General features: G+C 66.6%; 16 protein-coding genes. 8 read left to right on the top strand and 8 right to left on the bottom strand.

Annotated features, from left to right (window positions below; all coding sequences use genetic code 11):
• Nucleotides 1-22 precede the first annotated feature (22 nt).
• Nucleotides 23-481, bottom strand: a complete 459-nt coding sequence (locus tag EDF58_RS16670; RefSeq protein ID WP_132267590.1) for an XRE family transcriptional regulator — start codon at nt 479-481, stop codon at nt 23-25.
• A gap of 107 nt (nt 482-588) precedes the next feature.
• On the opposite strand from EDF58_RS16670, the gene EDF58_RS16665 reads away from it, so the two are divergent.
• Nucleotides 589-1,317, top strand: a complete 729-nt coding sequence (locus EDF58_RS16665; protein WP_132267589.1) for a murein L,D-transpeptidase catalytic domain family protein — start codon at nt 589-591, stop codon at nt 1,315-1,317.
• Nucleotides 1,318-1,369: 52 nt separating this feature from the next.
• Here the strand turns inward: EDF58_RS16665 and EDF58_RS16660 are convergent, their stop codons facing one another.
• Together EDF58_RS16660 and EDF58_RS16655 are read right to left on the bottom strand one after the other, a co-directional pair.
• Nucleotides 1,370-1,681: a hypothetical protein gene (locus EDF58_RS16660; protein WP_243654315.1), complete on the bottom strand. Its 312-nt coding sequence runs from the start codon at nt 1,679-1,681 to the stop codon at nt 1,370-1,372.
• Nucleotides 1,682-1,978: 297 nt separating this feature from the next.
• Entirely contained in the window at nt 1,979-2,389 is a 411-nt protein-coding gene (locus EDF58_RS16655; RefSeq protein ID WP_314467299.1) for a nuclear transport factor 2 family protein, read from the bottom strand.
• A 119-nt stretch (nt 2,390-2,508) separates the two neighbouring features.
• On the opposite strand from EDF58_RS16655, the gene EDF58_RS16650 reads away from it, so the two are divergent.
• From EDF58_RS16650 to pyrC, 4 genes are all read left to right on the top strand, one after another.
• A complete protein-coding gene (locus EDF58_RS16650; RefSeq protein WP_132267587.1) occupies nt 2,509-3,516 on the top strand; it encodes an NADP-dependent oxidoreductase in 1,008 nt (335 codons plus the stop codon).
• A gap of 4 nt (nt 3,517-3,520) precedes the next feature.
• Complete coding sequence (locus EDF58_RS16645; protein ID WP_132267585.1) at nt 3,521-3,871, top strand: Rieske (2Fe-2S) protein; 351 nt, start codon at nt 3,521-3,523, stop codon at nt 3,869-3,871.
• A 76-nt stretch (nt 3,872-3,947) separates the two neighbouring features.
• Nucleotides 3,948-4,376: a nuclear transport factor 2 family protein gene (locus EDF58_RS16640; protein WP_132267583.1), complete on the top strand. Its 429-nt coding sequence runs from the start codon at nt 3,948-3,950 to the stop codon at nt 4,374-4,376.
• 112 nt (nt 4,377-4,488) lie between these two features.
• A complete protein-coding gene (gene pyrC, locus EDF58_RS16635; protein WP_132267581.1) occupies nt 4,489-5,526 on the top strand; it encodes a dihydroorotase in 1,038 nt (345 codons plus the stop codon).
• Nucleotides 5,527-5,630: 104 nt separating this feature from the next.
• Here the strand turns inward: pyrC and EDF58_RS16630 are convergent, their stop codons facing one another.
• Nucleotides 5,631-8,150: a TonB-dependent receptor gene (locus EDF58_RS16630; RefSeq protein ID WP_132267579.1), complete on the bottom strand. Its 2,520-nt coding sequence runs from the start codon at nt 8,148-8,150 to the stop codon at nt 5,631-5,633.
• A 162-nt stretch (nt 8,151-8,312) separates the two neighbouring features.
• Here EDF58_RS16630 and EDF58_RS16625 point away from each other — a divergent pair, with 162 nt between their 5' ends.
• Nucleotides 8,313-9,323, top strand: a complete 1,011-nt coding sequence (locus EDF58_RS16625; protein WP_132267578.1) for an NADP-dependent oxidoreductase — start codon at nt 8,313-8,315, stop codon at nt 9,321-9,323.
• 86 nt (nt 9,324-9,409) lie between these two features.
• Here the strand turns inward: EDF58_RS16625 and EDF58_RS16620 are convergent, their stop codons facing one another.
• Nucleotides 9,410-10,174: an SDR family oxidoreductase gene (locus EDF58_RS16620; RefSeq protein ID WP_132267576.1), complete on the bottom strand. Its 765-nt coding sequence runs from the start codon at nt 10,172-10,174 to the stop codon at nt 9,410-9,412.
• A gap of 43 nt (nt 10,175-10,217) precedes the next feature.
• On the bottom strand, nt 10,218-12,524 hold the full coding sequence (locus tag EDF58_RS16615) for a TonB-dependent receptor (protein ID WP_132267575.1): 2,307 nt from the start codon (nt 12,522-12,524) through the stop codon (nt 10,218-10,220).
• Nucleotides 12,525-12,675: 151 nt separating this feature from the next.
• On the opposite strand from EDF58_RS16615, the gene EDF58_RS16610 reads away from it, so the two are divergent.
• Nucleotides 12,676-13,689 carry an NADP-dependent oxidoreductase gene (locus tag EDF58_RS16610; RefSeq protein WP_132267573.1) on the top strand — a complete coding sequence of 338 codons (1,014 nt, stop codon included), beginning with the start codon at nt 12,676-12,678 and terminating at the stop codon, nt 13,687-13,689.
• 114 nt (nt 13,690-13,803) lie between these two features.
• Here EDF58_RS16610 and EDF58_RS16605 read toward each other — a convergent pair whose 3' ends face one another.
• Entirely contained in the window at nt 13,804-14,562 is a 759-nt protein-coding gene (locus tag EDF58_RS16605) for an SDR family oxidoreductase (RefSeq protein WP_132267571.1), read from the bottom strand.
• Nucleotides 14,563-14,700: 138 nt separating this feature from the next.
• Between EDF58_RS16605 and EDF58_RS16600 the strand changes: the two genes are divergently transcribed.
• Nucleotides 14,701-15,504 (top strand): SDR family oxidoreductase, encoded by an 804-nt coding sequence (locus tag EDF58_RS16600; RefSeq protein WP_132267569.1) that lies wholly within the window; start codon nt 14,701-14,703, stop codon nt 15,502-15,504.
• Nucleotides 15,505-15,543: 39 nt separating this feature from the next.
• Here the strand turns inward: EDF58_RS16600 and EDF58_RS16595 are convergent, their stop codons facing one another.
• Entirely contained in the window at nt 15,544-17,172 is a 1,629-nt protein-coding gene (locus EDF58_RS16595) for an AMP-binding protein (protein ID WP_132267568.1), read from the bottom strand.
• Between the last annotated feature and the right edge of the window lie 121 nt (nt 17,173-17,293).

The following is a 17,293-nucleotide window of genomic DNA, read 5'->3' as shown; positions in this document are numbered from 1 at the left end:
GTCCCATTTCCGGACGGTTCCGTCAGCGTATCGCCTCGGCGCGGGCAATCAGCGCGTCGAGCGCCGTGCGGCCGTGGCGCAGTTCCTCGATGATCTTGCGCAGCTCCGCCACGGTGATCCGCGAGCCGCCTTCGCTGTCCACGGACTGGACCTCGACGATTCGGTGCAGGGCTTCGACGATGGCGAGGACGGGGTCCATCGGCAGGGTGGCATCGGCCAGCGGCACGGCGCGCACTTTGCCCAGGGCCAGGAAGGGGTCGATCGCGCCCGGTCCGAACTCCTGTTCGATTCGCGCGAGAATCAGCGGATCGAGGCTCGTCGCCCGGCCGCGCGCATTGCGGATCGTCCCGGTGGAGCAGCCCAGTCGGGTAGCCAGCTGGGCGTCGGACAAATCCCCGTTCTTCTGGAGGTTACGGATGATCGAAGCGACCGCCAGGCGGTAGTCCTCACTCGAAAGTCTAGCGGATCGGCCTGTCGTCATGGTGTATGAACCTTTCACGTCTTTCGATGCGGGGACAAGAGCTTGTGGCGAAGGAGGCGAATCTGGCCAAGACTTTGTCGACGGAATCGCTATATGGCACCGAGGATATGAAGTTCAGCCGTCGCAATCTGATCGTTGCAGCCACCGCGTTCGCAGCGACATCGTCCTCTGCAGCCCGCGCCATCTCGTCCGCATTGCCGGAGCGGGGGCGTGGTGCTTCGCTTGTCCTCCCCAACGTTGGGTCCAAGACCGGGCCGAACGCGGGCTCGATCGCGCCGGTGTCCCCGGCAGCCTTGCCGCCGGTGCCCGCGCCGTTCCAGCCCGAGGGTATCCGCGCCGAGCTGTTCGATGCGGCGATGAAGGCGCTGGACCGCCACGATCGGCGCGTGAAGCGCGACCGGATCGGCGTGGTGGATTTCTCGGCCTCGTCCTCGCAGCCGCGCTTCCATCTGGTGGACCTGGACAATCGCAAGATCACGTCGCTGCCCGTGGCCCACGGCAGCGGTTCCGATCCCGGCCATACCGGCTGGTTGCAGCGGTTCTCGAACCGTCCCGGCTCCAACGCCAGCAGCGAAGGCGCCTATCTCACCGCCGACTATTACTACGGCGGCCACGGCCGTTCGCAGCGGCTTGTCGGCCTGGACGATACCAACAGCAACGCGCTGGAACGGGCGATCGTCATTCACGGGGCCTGGTATGCGGAGCCGAACATGATCGGGGCCCATGGCAAGCTCGGCCGCAGCCAGGGTTGCCTCGCGGTGGGGGACAGCCTCCTGGGCCGCGCCTTCGACCACCTCGGCGAGGGCCGGATGATCTACGCGGCCAAGATGGCCTGACCGGCCCGTCGCTGCCTTGCGGCCGCCGAGAAATCCCGGCGGCGCGGCAGCTTCAGATCGTCACCAGCGCGCTCACCCGGTGCGAGAAGGGATGATTGGGCGTCGATCCCCGGCTGATCTGCGAGAACATGCCCTCGCCCAGATCGGCCAGCTTGGCTTCCACCAGCGGCAAGTCCTCGCCCCGCTTGACGTCGAGATGGACGTGGAGCTTGCCCTTGAATTCCAGCGTCACGTCGTCCGCCTCGGCGATCCGCTCGCGCAGGTCACCCAGGATGGCGGAAAGCTGTTCGTTCAATGACGGTCTGGACGAGCCGGTCCGGGGGTTCGTGGAATCGATCGAGTAAACCGTTGCGTCCTTCGGCATTCGTGGTCCCATGCTGATTGCTGCCAATGCGAGCATAACATTTCAGCGCCGATAAAGAACGTTCCGGCGAACCTTTCTGTGCATTTCTTTTGGAGTAGGGGACGGTTTTCCGCCGTTCCTGACGCTTCTCGCCCTGGTTTCATCGGCCGAGTCGGGGTGTTTTCGCGCTGAATTCAGACGAGATTTTCGCTGCGGCGCACCCCGCTGTGGCATCTTTGCCGCAATCGTGTGCCGCAATCGTTGGCGCTGTTATCACCGGAGCCCCGGTGCGACCCGGAGGGCATTCCGGCCTGCTTCTCAGGCCTGGGCCGTCTTGGCGCGACTGGCTGCCACGAAGGGAGCGGCGTCGTAATAGAACGGCTTGATCTCGCAGCACTTTCCGTCGCGAAAGCGGAAACGCTCGCAGATCTCGGCGGGCGGCAGGGCGGGATCGGCGAAGCGCAGCGACAGGATCGTCACGGCATAGTCCTTGCCCGCCGTGGTTTCGATCCGGTCGAGCGCGACCACGTCGCACAGGCCCATGACTTTGGCGTAGAGTTCGCGCAACCCGTTGCGGCCACGATATTCGCCGGCCATTGGCAGGCTGTCCGCCTCGTGAGCCACGAAATCCTCGGTGAGCATGGCCGATGCCGTGTCCCAGTCGCCCGCGCCGGTGGCGGCATAGAGGCGGTCGACGAAATCGATCATCTGTTCGGGACTCATGGTCATGGCAATGCTCCTCTTCCCGCGCTCTGCTTGTGGCCGGGACTGTGACAAAGGCCGGAATTTCCCGAACCTAGCGTTTCGACTAGCAGTCCCCGCGGCCGCGCGGCGTCTAAGCTGCGCGGATGGGAAAGGTCAGACAGATAGTCCTGGCGAGGCGGCCGCAAGGCGTGCCCGTGGGGGAGGATTTCCGGCTTACGGAAACCGAATTGGCACCGCCTGGACCGGGCGAGTTCCTGGTGGCGATGCGGGTGGGCTCGGTCGATCCCGCGATCCGGGGCTTCCTTGACGATCGGCCCAGCTACGTCGAGCCGGTGGCGCTGGGCGCACCGATCAAGGGCATGTCGCTGGGCGAGGTCGTGGCATCCCGGCACGCGGACTATCCGGTGGGCACTTTCGTGCGCGCTTTCGCGACCTGGTCTGACCACTACGTTCTTTCCGGCGAGGCCTGGGGGTTGGAAAAGGTCAACCGGCAGACCGACACCGAACTGCACCACTACATGGGCGCGCTTGGCCCGGTGGGGCTGACGGCATGGGTCGGCCTGTTCGCCGTGGGCGAGGCGAAGCCGGGCGAAACCGTGGTGGTCAGCGCCGCCGCGGGCGCGACCGGGTCCACCGTCGGCCAGATCGCCCGGGCGCGGGGCTGCAAGGTGATCGGCATCGTCGGCTCGCCCGAGAAGGCGCAAGTGATCCGCGACCTCGGCTTCGACGCCGCCATCGACTATCGCGCCACGCCGGACATCGCCGCCGAAATCGCCAGGGCCGCGCCCGAGGGCGTGGACGTCTATTTCGACAATGTCGGCGGCGAAGTGCTGGAGGCGGTCCTGCCGCTGATGCGCCTTCATGGCCGCGTCGCTGTCTGCGGCATGGTCGGCCAATACAACGATGCCGACCATCCCCACGGCGTGCGCACGCTCTGGCAGCTCGTGGTCAACCGCATCCGCATGCAGGGCTTCAGCACTTACGATTACCCGCAGGTGCTGGGGCAGGCGCAGGCCGAGCTGGACGCCTGGGTGGCGGAAGGCAAGCTGAAGCCGCTCGCCAATGTGCGCGACGGGTTCGAGACGCTCCCCCAGGCCTTCATCGACCTGATGTCGGGCCGCACCATAGGAAAGACTCTTGTCCGGATCTGAGACCATGAGCGAAACCTGGCATCCCCTGCTTGCCGAGGCCGATTTCCCCGAAGAAGGCAAGCTGGCGGCGCGCGTGGCCGGGTGGAGCGTGCTGGTGCTGCGCACCGAGGAAGGCTTCAATGCCGTCAACGATCGCTGCACCCACCAGGCGGCGCTGCTCTCCGGCGGGAAAGTGCGGCGCGGCGCGATCATGTGCCCGCTCCACGGCGCGCGGTTCGAGGCGGCGACAGGCCGCTGCATCGGCGGTGCCTATGCGGACTTGCGAAGGTTCGAGTTGCGGATCGCGGACGGCATGATCGCGGTGGCCGTGCCCGATACCCCGCCCGGCCCCGACGAGCGCCCGGTGGAAACCTGAAAAGCGCCGGTGCCGCCACGATGTGCCCGGCAGGCATGGGGGGACCGATTTGCGAGAACCAGAACAGGAGACGACGATGCCCTACACCGGACCGTTCGAGGACCGCCTCGCCATTCGCGAGCTGCTGGAGACTTATGCCGATGCGGTGACGCGCCGCGATGCGGAGGATTGGGGCGCGACCTGGGCCGAGGATGCCGAATGGTCGCTGCCGGACTATCCCGAACTGGGCACGACGCGGGGCCGCCCGGCCATCGTCGCCATGTGGACCGAGGCGATGAAGGCCTATCCCGGCATCCTGTTCCAGGCCTGGCCCGGCTCCATCGAAGTCTCCGGCGCCAGCGCGACGATGCGCAGCTACACGGCGGAAGTCTATGACCACGACGGCGTGACCAAGCGCGACCGGGGCGTCTACGAGGACCGCTGCGTGAAAGTGGACGGGCGCTGGCTGTTCAGCAGCCGCTCTTTCCGCAATGTCCACCGCCAGCATGGGCCGAAGGGCTGCTGAGAAGGGCAGGGCTGCCATGACGATCCTTGGGCCGATACTGGCGTCGGCCCCGGCTGCGGATTGCGCCAAATCCGGAATCGACGCCGCGCATCCAAGCGCGTAGAGCGCAGGCATGACCTCGCAGATAACGATCCGCCGCCCCGACGACTGGCATGTGCATCTCCGCGATGGCGAGATGCTGGAAGCCGTCGTCGGCTATACCGCGCGCCAGTTCGCGCGCGCCATCGTGATGCCCAACCTCACGCCGCCGGTCATCACCGTCGCTGCGGCAGAGGCCTATCGCGGGCGCATCCTGGATGCGCTGCCTGCCGGTGCGGACTTCACGCCGCTGATGGTCTGCTATCTCACCGATGACGCCGATCCGGCCGAAATCGCCCGCGGCTACGAGCAGGGCGTGTTCGCCGCCTGCAAGCTCTACCCCGCCCATGCTACCACCAATTCCGCTCACGGCGTCACCGATATCCGCAAGCTCACTGGCCTGCTGGAAACCATGCAGCGGATCGGCATGCCGCTGCTGATCCATGGTGAAGTGACGGACCGCGATATCGACATCTTCGACCGCGAGGCCGTGTTCATCGAGCGCGTGCTGACGCCGCTGGTGCGCGACTTCCCGGCGCTGAAGATCGTGCTGGAACACATCACCACGGCCGAGGCGGCCGAGTTCGTGGCCGGCAGCGGGCCGCAGATCGGCGCGACGATCACGCCGCAGCACCTCATCATCAACCGCAACGCCATCTTCGACGGCGGCATTCGCCCCCATGCCTATTGCCTGCCCGTGGCCAAGCGCGAACGGCACCGGCTGGCGGTGCGCAAGGCGGCGGTCTCGGGTTCGCCCAAGTTCTTCCTGGGCACTGACAGCGCGCCGCACGGCATCGGCCGCAAGGAAGCCGCCTGCGGCTGCGCGGGCATCTTCAACGCGCCCTATGCGATGGAAAGCTACGCGCAAGTCTTCGACGAGGAAGGCGTGCTGGACCGGCTGGAAGGCTTCGCGTCCGAGCATGGCCCGAACTTCTACGGCCTGCCCCTGAACGAAGGCACGGTGACGCTGAAGCGCGAGGACGTGACCGTGGAGGACGTGGTGACTCACGGCGACATCCGCGTCGTGCCCTTCCACGCGGGCGAGACCATGCGCTGGCGCTTCGTCGGCTGAGCGCCTGGCTCCGCCTTGTGCACTGCGCCACGGCGCACGGCGGAAGCGGATAGGAAAAGGCCCGGCCTCCTTGCGGAGGACCGGGCCTTTTCCTTGCGCGGGGTTCAGAACTTCTTGGTGACTTCGACCATGACCGTGCGCGGCAGGGTGCCGAAGCCGAGCTGGTCGGCCTTCACCCCTGCTGGCGTGCCGGTGCCGCTGCCGGTGGAAGGACCGTCGACCACGCCGGTGACGTAGAAGCGGTTGGTGAGGTTCTTGCCGATCACGGCCAGCTGCCAGTTGTCGTCTTCGGCCCCGAAGCGGATGCCCGCATCGAGCGTGACGTATTTGCCCTGCTTCGAAAGCGGATTGCCGAAGGCCGAGGCATAGTAGCTGTCCGAGTACTTGGCATCGACGTTCATGCCCAGCTTCATCGCCGAGCCGACCGCCATCTCGTAGTTGATGCCCAGGTTGCCGGTCCAGCGCGGTGCGACGGAGAGCGACTTGCCGCCGAGGTCCTGGCGGCTGTTGCCCGCCAGGTTGCAGCCTTCCGCCGGGGTCTGGCCGGCGTAGCAGGGGGCCAGAGGGAAGTCGGTGTAGCGGGCCTTGTCGTAGTTGATGGAGCCGTGCAGGTCGAGCCCGGGCACGCCATTGGGCGCGAACTGGAATTCGGCTTCCACGCCCTTGGTCCGCGCATCGGCGGTCAGCGTCTGGAAGGCGAAGATCGGCGAGTTGAAGAAGTCCACCTGCAGGTTCTTGTACTTGTAGTTGAAGGCTGTGACGTTGAAGCGCAGCTGGCGGTCCAGCAGGGTGGACTTGAAGCCCAGCTCGTAGCCCTGCGCCTTCTCGGGGTCGAACGTCAGGTCGGCGTTGGGATCGGTCGACAGCTTCGAATTGATGCCGCCGTTGGAGAACCCGCCCGACTTGTAGGCGGTCTTGTACGCCGCATAGACCATCAGGTCGTCGGTCGGCTTCCAGGTCAGCGTCGCTTCCGGGGACCAGTTGGTGAAATGCTGGCGCGCGGTCACTTCGCCCAGCCCGTCGGGGTCGTTCCGGTCGCGGAAGATGCCGGTCAGCAGGGGGTTGTTGTAAGGCTGGGTGAAGAAGCTGTTCTTGGTCTCGTCCGAATAGCGCACGCCGCCGGCCAGTTCGAGGGTGGGCACGATCTTGTAGGTGAGCTGGCCGAATACGGCCATGGTCTCGCCCTTGGTGAAGCTGCTCTTGGCGCTGGCGACATATTCGAGACCGGCCGGCGCGGCCGAGTTGGAGACGCCGCCGGTCATCACGTATTGCTCGAAATCGCGCTTGGTCTTCTGGTAGAGCATGCCCAGCATCATGTTGAACGGCCCGTCGAACTGCGTAAGGGCGCGGAATTCCTGGCTGAAGGCCTTCCACGAGGAGTTCTCGGTCGCCCAGGTGCTGCCCGGGCCGGTGCCGCTGTTGCTGGACTGGAAGTCGCAGGCGCAGGTCCAGCGGTTGTTGTTCCACTGGTAGTTGGTGACGGAGGAGAGCTGCAGCAGGTCGGCGTCATACGTCACGTTGAGCGTGCCGCCTGCCGAACGGTAGCGGTTGTAGAGCTGGCCGTCCTTCTTGGCGAAAGGATAGGTGGCGGCGACGTCGGCCGGCATGTTGTTCTGGTGCGTGACGAAATCCTTGCCGCAGGGATAGCCGTTGAGCTGCGAGGTCTGCCCGTTGCCGCAGGCATAGGCCACGTAGTTCCACGAGGAATTGTTGACCTCGTTGAAGTCCACCGTGCCCTTGAGGCTGACGGTCAGGCGGCTTGTCGGTTCCCATTTCAGAGTGCCGCGGGCCAGGAATTCCTCCTCGCCCGGCGCCTTGTGCGCGGCCGGCGTGGCCATATGCGAGGTGGGATTGCCATTGCCGCCTGCCAGGATGCTGACGGCATCGACGTCGGTGAAGGTGACGTCTTCGGCGACGTTGCGATAGTAGCCGCCGTCCATCTTGGAATAGCGCGCAGCCAGGCGAATGCCGAGAGTTTCGGTCAGCGGCATCGAGGCATAGCCTTCGACGCGGTATTGCTGGCTGCGGAATTCGTAGCCGCCCTTGATCTGGAACTCGGGCGTGGGGGTGGGATCGGCGGTGGTGATCGAGATCACGCCGGCCGTGGCGTTCTTGCCGAAGAACAGCGCCTGCGGGCCTTTCAGCACTTCCACGCGGGCGAGATCGAAGAAGCCCTCCTGGATCACGCGGCCCTGCCCGTAATAGGCGCCGTCGACGACGACTGCGACCGATTGCTCGATGCCAATGGAGGTCGAGGACGAGCCGATGCCGCGCAAGGTGAGCTGCGCGCCCGAGCCGTTGGACGCACGCCCGACGTTGAACTGCGGCGCGATGGCGGCGATCTTCTCCACGCTGGTGATATCGCGCGAGGCGATCTGTTCGGCGGAGATCGCGGTGACGGCCACCGGCACGTCTTGCGCGGTTTCCTGTCGCTTGCGCGCGGTGACGATGATGTCGTGGATGCCGCCTGTCGCCACGGGGCTGCCGGTGGTCGACTCGCCCTGCGTTGCCGGGGGCGCGGCGCTCGGCGTCGATGGGGCTGTATCCTGCGCGGCGGCGGGCAGCGCCATGAGCGTCATGGTCAGCGTCGTCGACGTGAGCAGGATCGATTTCGAGAATCGCATTTCAGGACCTCCCACATGTTCTTCTTGTCCTGCCTTGGTAGGCCCGGCGGCGCGCGCGGCGGCCTGTGCAAACGGATAGTCCTATCAATTTGCACAGGTGGCGGGCCGGGGCGGCGCGGGCGACGGTGGCGGTTCGGCCCGCGCGGCCCATGGAGAGGCACCTTGACCGGCAATCGTTTCTGGCGGCTCGACCGTCATCCCGAAGGCAATAGGGATTTCGCCCGTTTCCTGACCCTGTGCGAGGAAGCCCCGGCGCCGCTGGCACCCGGCGAAGTGCGCATTGCCACCGCGTGGCTGTCCATGGACGCGGGCACCCGCATGTGGATGAGCCCGCGTACAGACGGCTATCAGCCGCCCTTGCCGCTGGGCGCCAGGATGGTGGGCCTGGTGCTCGGCCGGGTCAGCGAGACGCGCGATCCTGCCTTTCCGGTCGGCACCCTGGTGCGCGGCTTCGGGCAATGGGCGGAACAGGCGGTGGTCGTGCCTGCGCTCGCCGGGCTGGAAGCGGTGGACGAGGGGCTGGCCGATCCGCGGCAGCACTTCGGCGCGCTGGGGATGAACGCCTGGACGGCCTATGTCGGCGTGAAGGAAGTGGCGGCGGTGCGCCCCGGCGAATGGCTTGCCGTTTCCGCCGCGGCCGGGGCCACCGGCAGCCTGGCCTGCCAGGTCGGCCGCAATCTCGGTGCGAAAGTGGTGGGCATCGCCGGCGGCGCCGAGAAATGCCGCTGGCTGGTCGAGGACCTGGGCGTCGATATGGCCATCGACTATCGCGGCGAAGACGTGGCGGCGCGGCTTGCCACGATCGACGGCGGGATCGGCGCTTTCTTCGACAATGTCGGTGGGCCGATCCTCGATGCGGTGCTGCCCAATATGGCGCACTACGGGCGGGTGGCGATCTGCGGCATGGTGGCGGGCTATGACGGCGATGCGCCGATGCCCGGGCCGGCGCGCTTCGACCAGATCCTGATGCGGCGCCTGCGGGTCGAGGGGTTCTTCATTCCCGACTTCCTGGAGCGCGGCGCCGAGTTCCTGCCGGTGCTGCGCGGGTGGCTCGATGCCGGGAAGCTGGCGATGCGTTTCGACGAGACGGCGGGGATCGAGAACGTGCTCACCGCCTACGAGCGGATGCTGACCGGGAGGAACATCGGCAAAGTGGTGGTGAAAGTGGCCTGAATGCGGAATGGGCGTTCATGGAAACGTCGCCCCGGATCCGATCCGGGGCGACGCGATCCACACTCGTCCTTTCCCGACCGCGCCGGTCACATCGCGGTGACGCCCCCGTCCACCACGAATTCGCCGCCGGTGATGTAATTGGCTTCGTCGCTGGCGAGGAACAGGATCATGTTGGCGATGTCCACCGGCGCGCCCATGCGCTTCATCGGGATCGAGGCGACGATCTCCTTGAAGCCTTCCGGGTTGTCGCTGCGGGCGACGTCCTGCATGGCCGTCTCGATCATGCCGGGGTGGACCGAGTTGCAGCGGATGCCCTCGGCCGCGCATTCCATCGCCACCACCTTGGAGAAGATCCGCACCCCGCCCTTGGCCGCGCCATAGGCTCCGCACATCGGCACGCCCACGAGGCCGCCGATGGAAGAGAGGTTGACGATCGATCCCCCGCCGCCGGTCTTGCGCATCAGCTCCACGGCCCGGCGGGTGCCCAGGAATACGCTGTCGAGATTGACCTTGTTCTGCTTCTCCCAGTCGGCCAGCGACAGCGCGGTCAGCGGCTTGAGCACGGCGATGCCGGCATTGTTCACCAGCACGTCGAGCCGTCCGTGGCCTTTCTCGATGGCCTGGAACAGGTCTTCCCATCCCGCTTCGCTGGTCACGTCCTGCGCCAGCGCCTCGGCCTGGCCGCCGGCCTCGCGCAGGGCCGCCGCGACGCTCTCGGCGCCGCCCGCGTCAAGGTCGGTTACATAGACGAAGGCCCCTTCTTCCGCGAAGCGCCGCGCGGTGGCGGCGCCCAGGCCGCGTTCGTTCCCGGCGCCGGTAACCAGCGTGATCTTGCCTTCCAGACGACCCATGCTTTCGATCCTTCCAAATTGCCTGCCGCTCCTGAACCAGGAGCTAGAATTTCACGCCGACCGTGGCGCCGTATGTCCGCGGTTCCAGCGCCATGCCGAACGAGAACAGCCCGGCGACGGTGAAGGCGTGAGTGGTGGTCTTCTCGTTGAGGAGGTTGCGGCCGAACACGCGGAAGTAGGCTTCCTTGTCGCCGATATCGAAGTTGAAGGTCAGGCTGCTGTCGACCAGATCCTGCGTGGTGGTGCGCACGCGCGGGTCGTTGCCATTGACCACGACGCTGGTGACCGTGCCGGCGCTGTCCGTCGCCAGGGTGAGCGGCCCGAGCGAGATCTGCTCGTCATAGGGGCTGATATGGCGCCAGCCCGCCGTGGCGACGATCTTGCCGAAGCTGGTGGGCACCGAATAGTCGGCATTGACCGAGCCGGTGAACTTGGGGGCGTAGATCAGCCTGTTGGCGGAATAGTCGAAGGGCACGATCAGCGCGCCGTTGATGCCATCGGTCACGAAGTTGCGGAAGTGGGACTTCATGTAGGCGGAGGAGGCGGTGATCGTCAGTTCGGGCGTGATGCGCAAGGTGGCATCCATCTCGATGCCCTTGATGATCGCGCCGCCCGGCACGTTGCCGGTGATCGTCTGGTTGCCCAGCGGGCCGCCCGGCACGGTCAGGTTCTGCTGCATGTCCTTGTAGTCGGAGATGTAGCCGGCGATGTTGACTTCCACCCGCTTGTCGAAGGCGGCAAGCTTGGCGCCGATTTCATAGGCATCCACCGTTTCGGGCTGGAACGGCGTGCCGGCGGTCTGCGCCGTCGCCGCGCGCGGGCTGAAGCCGCCCGAACGGTACCCGCGCGACCAGGAGGCATAGAGCATCACGTCGTCGTTCGGGCGATAGTCGACGCCGATCTTGGGCGTGAACTTGGTGAAGTTGGCATCGCCCGAGCCGATCAGCCCCGCCTGCGCGAAGCTGTTGGTCAGCTTCTTGTTGTCATGCGACCAGCGGCCGCCGAACGAGAGGCGCCACTTGTCGGCAAAGGCCCAGTTGAAGTCTCCGAAGAAGGCGTAGCTGGTGGTCTTGCCGACATTGGTCTGGGGATTCTGGTCGAATTCCATCGGCGGGATCGAGGGATCGAAGCCGAAGAAGCGCGTCCACTGGGTCAGGTCGTACTTCGAATGGAAGTAGTAGCCGCCCACCACATAGTCGAAGCCGGTGAAGAGATTGCCCGCCGCGCGCAGTTCCTGGCTCCACTGGGTATAGTGCTGGCGGCGGTCCACGTAGTAGAGATCGGTGGAGGAACCATCGAAGTCCTGGGTCTGGGCTTCCTTGCTGTGGCGCCAGCCGGTGATCGAGCTGAGCTTCACCGCGCCCAGGTCGTAATTCATCTGCAACGTGGCGTTGGGCGCACGGTACTTGCTCTTCGCGGGAAGCGTGAAGACGGTGTAGAGATCGCTGGTGTTGTTGCGGTTGCACTCGTTGGCCGGGATCAGTCCGCAGAACAGTTCGGTGCTGTTGGTGAGGTTGCTCACCACCGGCTCGAAGTCCTGCACCACGTTCTCGACGCTGAGCTGGGCGTCGAAACCGCTGCCGGTGGGCTGGAACAGCAGGCTGGCGCCGTAGCTGTCTCCCTTGCTGCCGCCCGCGCGGGTGTCGCGGATGGCGTTGTGGTAGAAGCCGTCGGATTCGTTGTGGAAGTACCAGCCCTTGATGCCCCAGGTCTCTCCGTCGCCGTAATTGACGATGGCCTTGGCCGCCCAGGTGTTCCAGCGGCCATAGGTGAATTCGGCCTTGACGCCGGGCTCCATGGTCGGCTTGGTGCGGGTGATGTTGATGACGCCGCCGATGGTGTTGGCGCCGAACAGCGTGCCTTGCGGGCCGCGCAGAACTTCGATCTGGGCAATGTCGAACGCGTCCTGGAGCTGGCCGGTGCTGGTGCCGATCGTCACCCCGTCCACCACCACGCCCACGGTGGGCGTCTGGGACTTTTCGATATCGGCGTAAGTCAGGCCGCGGATCGAGATATTGGCCGCTTGCGCGCCCGAATTCTGCTGGGTGATGAGCAGGCCCGGTGCCGCGCCCTGCAAGTCGCCGATGTTGACGGCCGCCTTGTTCTCCAGCATCGCGGCGTTGACCGCGGTAATGGCCACGGGCGTGGATTGCAGCGTTTCCGCGCGGCGGCGGGCGGTGACGATGATCTCGGTCGCGCCGATGGGAGATGGCTGCGCGGCGGCTTCCGAAGCGGGGGCAGGTGCCTCTCCCGGAATTTCGCTTTGCGCCTGTGCCGGAGATACGATGCAAGTGAGCGCGCTTGTCGACAATGCGACAAGCCACGCTCCGCGACGACGTGCGGATGCCATTGGTTTCCTCCCTCTCCCCGACTATTCGTGTAGCCGACTTTACTTGATCACTATGCTACGAATTCGAGAGATACCCGAACTGACCATTTGCACAGGTGCGGCGGGGCCAGTGAACGACAAGTCAAGGCAGGCTGGAGAGGAGAACCTTGTCATGACCGCCAACCGCCGTTTCCTGCTTGCGCGCCGCCCCCGGGGAGAACCCGCGGCGGAAGACTTCGCCCTTGTGGAAACAGCGGTGCCGGCGGCTCCGCCCGGCGGTATCCTGGTGCGCAACCACTACGCCTCGCTCGATCCCGCGCAGCGCGGGTGGATGGACGATGCGCCCAGCTACATGCCGCCGATCCCGCTGGGCGATGCGGTTCGCGCGACCACGGTGGGCGTGGTGCATGCCTCGGACAATCCAGAGTTCCGCGTGGGTCAATGGGTGATGGGGCTGAACGCACTGGAGGACTATTCGGTGGCGATGCCGGGCGGGTTCACCATGGCGATCGACGTCGCTGCGGTGGCCTCCCCCTCGAACTATCTCTCGGCGCTGGGCGCGGTGGGGCTGACGGCCTATTTCGGCCTGCTGGAAGTGGCCCAGCCGCGCGAAGGCGAGACGCTGCTGGTGTCCGGCGCGGCCGGAGCAGTGGGGTCCGCCGTGGGCCAGCTTGGCAAGATCGCCGGTTGCCGGGTGGTCGGCATCGCGGGCGGGGCGGAGAAGTGCCGCCGCCTGATCGAGGACTACGGCTTCGACGCCGCCGTGGACTACAAGGGCAAGGACCACGCAGCCCTCGTCGCCGCGATTGCCGAAGCGGCGCCGGACGGCGCCGATATCGTGTTCGAGAACGTGGGAGGGCCGGTGCTGGAGGCGGAAGTGTTCAACCTCGCGCTTCATGCGCGGATCGTGCTCTGCGGACTCATCAGCGAATACAACGCGCCGGAGAAGCTGGGCCTGCGCAATCTCTGGCAGGTGCTGACGCGGCGGGCGACGGTGCACGGCTTCCTGATCGCCGACTACGCCCACCGCTTTGCCGAGGGCGGCGCGCAGATGGCGCAGTGGCTGGCGGAAGGGCGGCTCCGCGCGGATGAGGACGTGCAGGAAGGGCTGGAGAACGCCTATGCCGCCTTCATGCGGCTGTTTTCCGGCGCGAATACCGGCAAGCTGGTGTTGCGGATCGCCTGAGCGCGGGCCTGCGAGCGGCCGATCAACCGAAGACCTCGTCGCTCCGCGCGCCACCGCGAAAAAAGACGGCGGACCTTGCGGTCCGCCGTCAGCTCCGTGCTTGGAGGGTAACGCCTAGAACTGCACGCGCTTGGTATAGCCGCCATCGACCACGACATTGGTGCCGGTGGTGTAGGACGAGGCTGCGCTGGCGAGGAAGACGATGGTGCGCGCCACTTCCTCCGGTCCGCCCCAGCGGCCCAGCGCGAAAGCGGCTTCGGTGGCCTGGTAAAGTTCGGGCATGGCCTGGCCGATGGCTTCCCAGTTGCCGCCGGGAAACTTGATCGGGCCGGGGGAGACGCAGTTCACGCGAATGCCCATCGGGCCGACCATCTGGCTGAGCTGACCGGAATAGGCGATCAGCGCCGCCTTCATCGCGTTGAAGGCCTGAGGCACGATGAACGTCTCGGTCCCGGCGGTGGAGGCCATGATGACGATGGCGCCGGCGCCCGATTTCTCCAGCCAGGGCTGCAGGGTCTCGCAGCCGAGCACGGTGCCCTTGATGTCGGCGGCGAAGCAGGCTTCCCAGTCTCCTGTCGCGCCAGAGCCGGAGGCGCTGGCGCCGGGCACGAACACGTCGCAGCCGCCCAGCTTTTCAGCGGCGGATTTCAGCCATTCGACGTAAGCGTCGTGGTCCAGCATGTCGAGCGCCTCACCGACCACGATGCCGCCGTGGCGGGCGAGCGACTCGACGGTTTCCGCCACTTGTTCGGCATTGCGCGAGAAGAATGCGATGTCGCAGCCCTCCTCCGCGAAGACTTCCAGCGCCGCACGGCCGATGCCGCGGCTGCCGCCGGTGAGAATGACCTTCTTGCCCTTCAGTCCAAGATCCATGGCTGCCTGTCCTCTGCCTTCGCGCGTTGTTCTGTGCGCCGGTTGTCGCCTCTCGAAGGGGCGGGGGCCACTCCTATTTTGGTCAGGAACGGCGCGCCGCCCGCCGTGCTAGCCCCATGGAACAACCGGGAGAGAACGATGGGACGACTGCAAGGCAAGCGCGCCGTGATTCTGGGCGCCAGCAGCCCGGACAACATGGGCCAGCACATCGCCCGGCGCTTCATCGCGGAAGGCGCGCGCGTGCTGGTTTCGGGCCGCAAGGAAGCGGTTCTGGCCGACTTCGCTGCGCGCAACCACTGCGAATGGGCCGCCTGCGATCTCACCGACGCGCAGAGCGTGGAGGGTCTGGCCGAGGCGGCCACCGCCAAGCTCGGCGGCATCGACATCGCCCTCAACGCCACCGGCTGGGGCCTGCTGAAGCCCTTCCTCGACACCACGCACGAGGATGTCATGGCGATGACCATGCTCCAGTACGTGGGGCCGTTCCACTTCTTCCAGTCGATGCTGCGCCGCATGGCGCGCAGCCGGGGCGGCGAGGGCGGCTCGATCATCCAGATCAGTTCCGCCACGGCAACGATCATGCTGGACGACCACGCCGCCTACATGGGCACCAAGGCGGGGACCGACCATGTGATCCGCTGCGTCGCCAACGAGTTCGGGCGCGAGGGGGTACGGGCGAACTCGATCTCGCCGGGTCTGACCGATACGCCGATGACCGCCGATGCCAAGCAGGTGCCCGGCCTGTTCGACGCGTTCCTTGCCGGCTATCCGCTCGGCCGCATCGGCACGTCCGACGACATCGCTGCCGCCGCCGTCTGGCTCGCCAGCGACGAGTGCTTCATGACCGGCGAGAATCTGCAGGTGAACGGCGGCCTGACCTTGCGGCGCAATCCGATGAAGAGCGAGATCGACGCGGCCGTGGCGGCAGCCATGGAAGGATAGGCCGGGCGCCGTTCCGCCCGGGTCAGGTCCCGGGCGGCGTTACCGTACGCACATCTTCGCCCGCACATCCTCACGCAGCAGGTCCTTGCGCACTTTGCCGGAGGCAGTGCGCGGGAAATCCTCGCGGAATTCGAAGCGCTCCGGGATCTTCTGCCGCGCCAGGCCGCTCCCCGCGACATGGGCGGCCAGATCCTCGGCCGAAATCAGGCCCTCCGCCGCGATCACGTAAGCGCAGACGCCTTCACCCAGCCGTGCATGCGGCATGGCGACGACGGCCGCCTCGCGCACCAGCGGATGGGCGTGGAGCACGTCCTCGATCTCCTTGGCGGAGATATTCTCGCCGCCGCGGATGATCAGGTCCTTCTTGCGGCCGGTCACCGTGATTGCCCCCTCGGCCGTGCGCACGCCGAGGTCGCCGGTGCGGAAGAAGCCGTCCGCGGTGATCGCCTCGCGCGTCTGGCCGGCGTCGGCATAGCCCAGCAACATGCCGGGCCCGCGCGCAAGGATTTCGCCCTCCTGGCCATCGGGCAGGGCGTGGTCCTCGTCATCGACGATGCGGACCTCGTAATCGACCACTTTGCCGTCGGTAATGGCGGCCAGGTGCTCGTCGCGCGGCCAGCCGAACGTCACCAGCGGCACTTCCGAGGCGCCGAAGACGCGGAAGGCGCGGCACTGGGCGAAGGCGGCGTTGGCAGCGGGGATGAGGTCGGCCGGAACCGCCGCGCCGCCGCAAGCGAAGAAGCGGAACGAGGGAAGCGGATTGCCCGATTCGCGTGCCGCCGCCGCCAGTTCGACCAGGAACGGGGTCGCCGCCACGGTGCCGACCAGCCGGTGCCGGTCGATCAGTGCCAGCGCCTCGCCGGCGTTCCAGCTTTCCATCAGCACCGTGCGCGTGCCGCAGACGAAAGGCGCTTCCAGTCCGTTGGCATAGCCGGAGACATGCGTGACGGGCGAGGGCATCAGCGCCGCCTCGCCGGACGCGAAGCCCCAGTGCGCGGCGCTTGTCCGCAGGATGCGGGCGATGGACACATGGCTATGCAGCACGCCCTTGGGCCTGCCGGTGGTGCCCGAGGTGTAGAGAACCATCTTCACGCCCAGCGGATCGACGGCGGGCCGGTCGAAGCGAGCGCCGCGCCCTTCCGCGACCAGCGCGCCATAGTCGTTTCCGCCGCTGCCGCGCACCGTGAAGACATGGCGCAAGTCCGGCAGATCGGCGGCGATGCGCGCGGCCATGGCGGCATAGTCGAACTTGCGGAAGGCCGCCGGCACGAACAGTGCGGCGGCGCGGCAGTCGGCCAGCATCTGCGTGACTTCATGGTCGCGGTAGATCGGCACGATCGGGTTGACGACCAGGCCCGACATCGCGGCGGCCAGGTTGATGACCATCGCTTCGCGCCAGTTCGGCACCTGGAAGGCCAGCACGTCGCCCGGCCGCAATCCGCGCGCATGGAGCGCGGCCGACAGTGCCTCGGCATCGGCCAGCGCCTGCGCGCGGGTGACGGCGACATCGCCGTCGATCAGGGCCACGAAATCGGGGTCCGCCTCGGCCAGCGCGGCGGCCTGCTGCGCGATCGTGCGTTCGTCCCAGACGCCGGTACCGGCATAGGCGGCAAGGTGCTGCGGCGGCGTTTCGAGCCACGCCCAGGGGCTGTCGTTCCTCTCCATCATCGCCGATGACTGCCCTTGCCGGTGGTCGCGGCCAACTGGCCAAAGTACCAAGCTTTCTGTTCGACCTATCACCTTGCGCAGCTTGCCGCCACTCGCGGCGGCGCACAGGATCGCAGTCGAT

Origin of the sequence: Novosphingobium sp. PhB57 (assembly GCF_004342985.1) — a bacterium.
Classification (GTDB): Bacteria; Pseudomonadota; Alphaproteobacteria; order Sphingomonadales; family Sphingomonadaceae; genus Novosphingobium.
This window is presented reverse-complemented; position numbering and strand designations above follow the sequence as displayed.

Coding starts and splice junctions, on each gene's coding strand:
- EDF58_RS16650 (WP_132267587.1), top strand. CDS start 2,509: ATGGGAAAGGTCAGACAGATAGTCCTGGCGAGGCGGCCGCAAGGCGTG.
- EDF58_RS16610 (WP_132267573.1), top strand. CDS start 12,676: ATGACCGCCAACCGCCGTTTCCTGCTTGCGCGCCGCCCCCGGGGAGAA.
- EDF58_RS16600 (WP_132267569.1), top strand. CDS start 14,701: ATGGGACGACTGCAAGGCAAGCGCGCCGTGATTCTGGGCGCCAGCAGC.
- EDF58_RS16660 (WP_243654315.1), bottom strand. CDS start 1,681: ATGCCGAAGGACGCAACGGTTTACTCGATCGATTCCACGAACCCCCGG.
- EDF58_RS16670 (WP_132267590.1), bottom strand. CDS start 481: ATGACGACAGGCCGATCCGCTAGACTTTCGAGTGAGGACTACCGCCTG.
- EDF58_RS16630 (WP_132267579.1), bottom strand. CDS start 8,150: ATGCGATTCTCGAAATCGATCCTGCTCACGTCGACGACGCTGACCATG.
- pyrC (WP_132267581.1), top strand. CDS start 4,489: ATGACCTCGCAGATAACGATCCGCCGCCCCGACGACTGGCATGTGCAT.
- EDF58_RS16615 (WP_132267575.1), bottom strand. CDS start 12,524: ATGGCATCCGCACGTCGTCGCGGAGCGTGGCTTGTCGCATTGTCGACA.
- EDF58_RS16620 (WP_132267576.1), bottom strand. CDS start 10,174: ATGGGTCGTCTGGAAGGCAAGATCACGCTGGTTACCGGCGCCGGGAAC.
- EDF58_RS16595 (WP_132267568.1), bottom strand. CDS start 17,172: ATGATGGAGAGGAACGACAGCCCCTGGGCGTGGCTCGAAACGCCGCCG.
- EDF58_RS16640 (WP_132267583.1), top strand. CDS start 3,948: ATGCCCTACACCGGACCGTTCGAGGACCGCCTCGCCATTCGCGAGCTG.
- EDF58_RS16665 (WP_132267589.1), top strand. CDS start 589: ATGAAGTTCAGCCGTCGCAATCTGATCGTTGCAGCCACCGCGTTCGCA.
- EDF58_RS16645 (WP_132267585.1), top strand. CDS start 3,521: ATGAGCGAAACCTGGCATCCCCTGCTTGCCGAGGCCGATTTCCCCGAA.
- EDF58_RS16605 (WP_132267571.1), bottom strand. CDS start 14,562: ATGGATCTTGGACTGAAGGGCAAGAAGGTCATTCTCACCGGCGGCAGC.
- EDF58_RS16655 (WP_314467299.1), bottom strand. CDS start 2,389: ATGACCATGAGTCCCGAACAGATGATCGATTTCGTCGACCGCCTCTAT.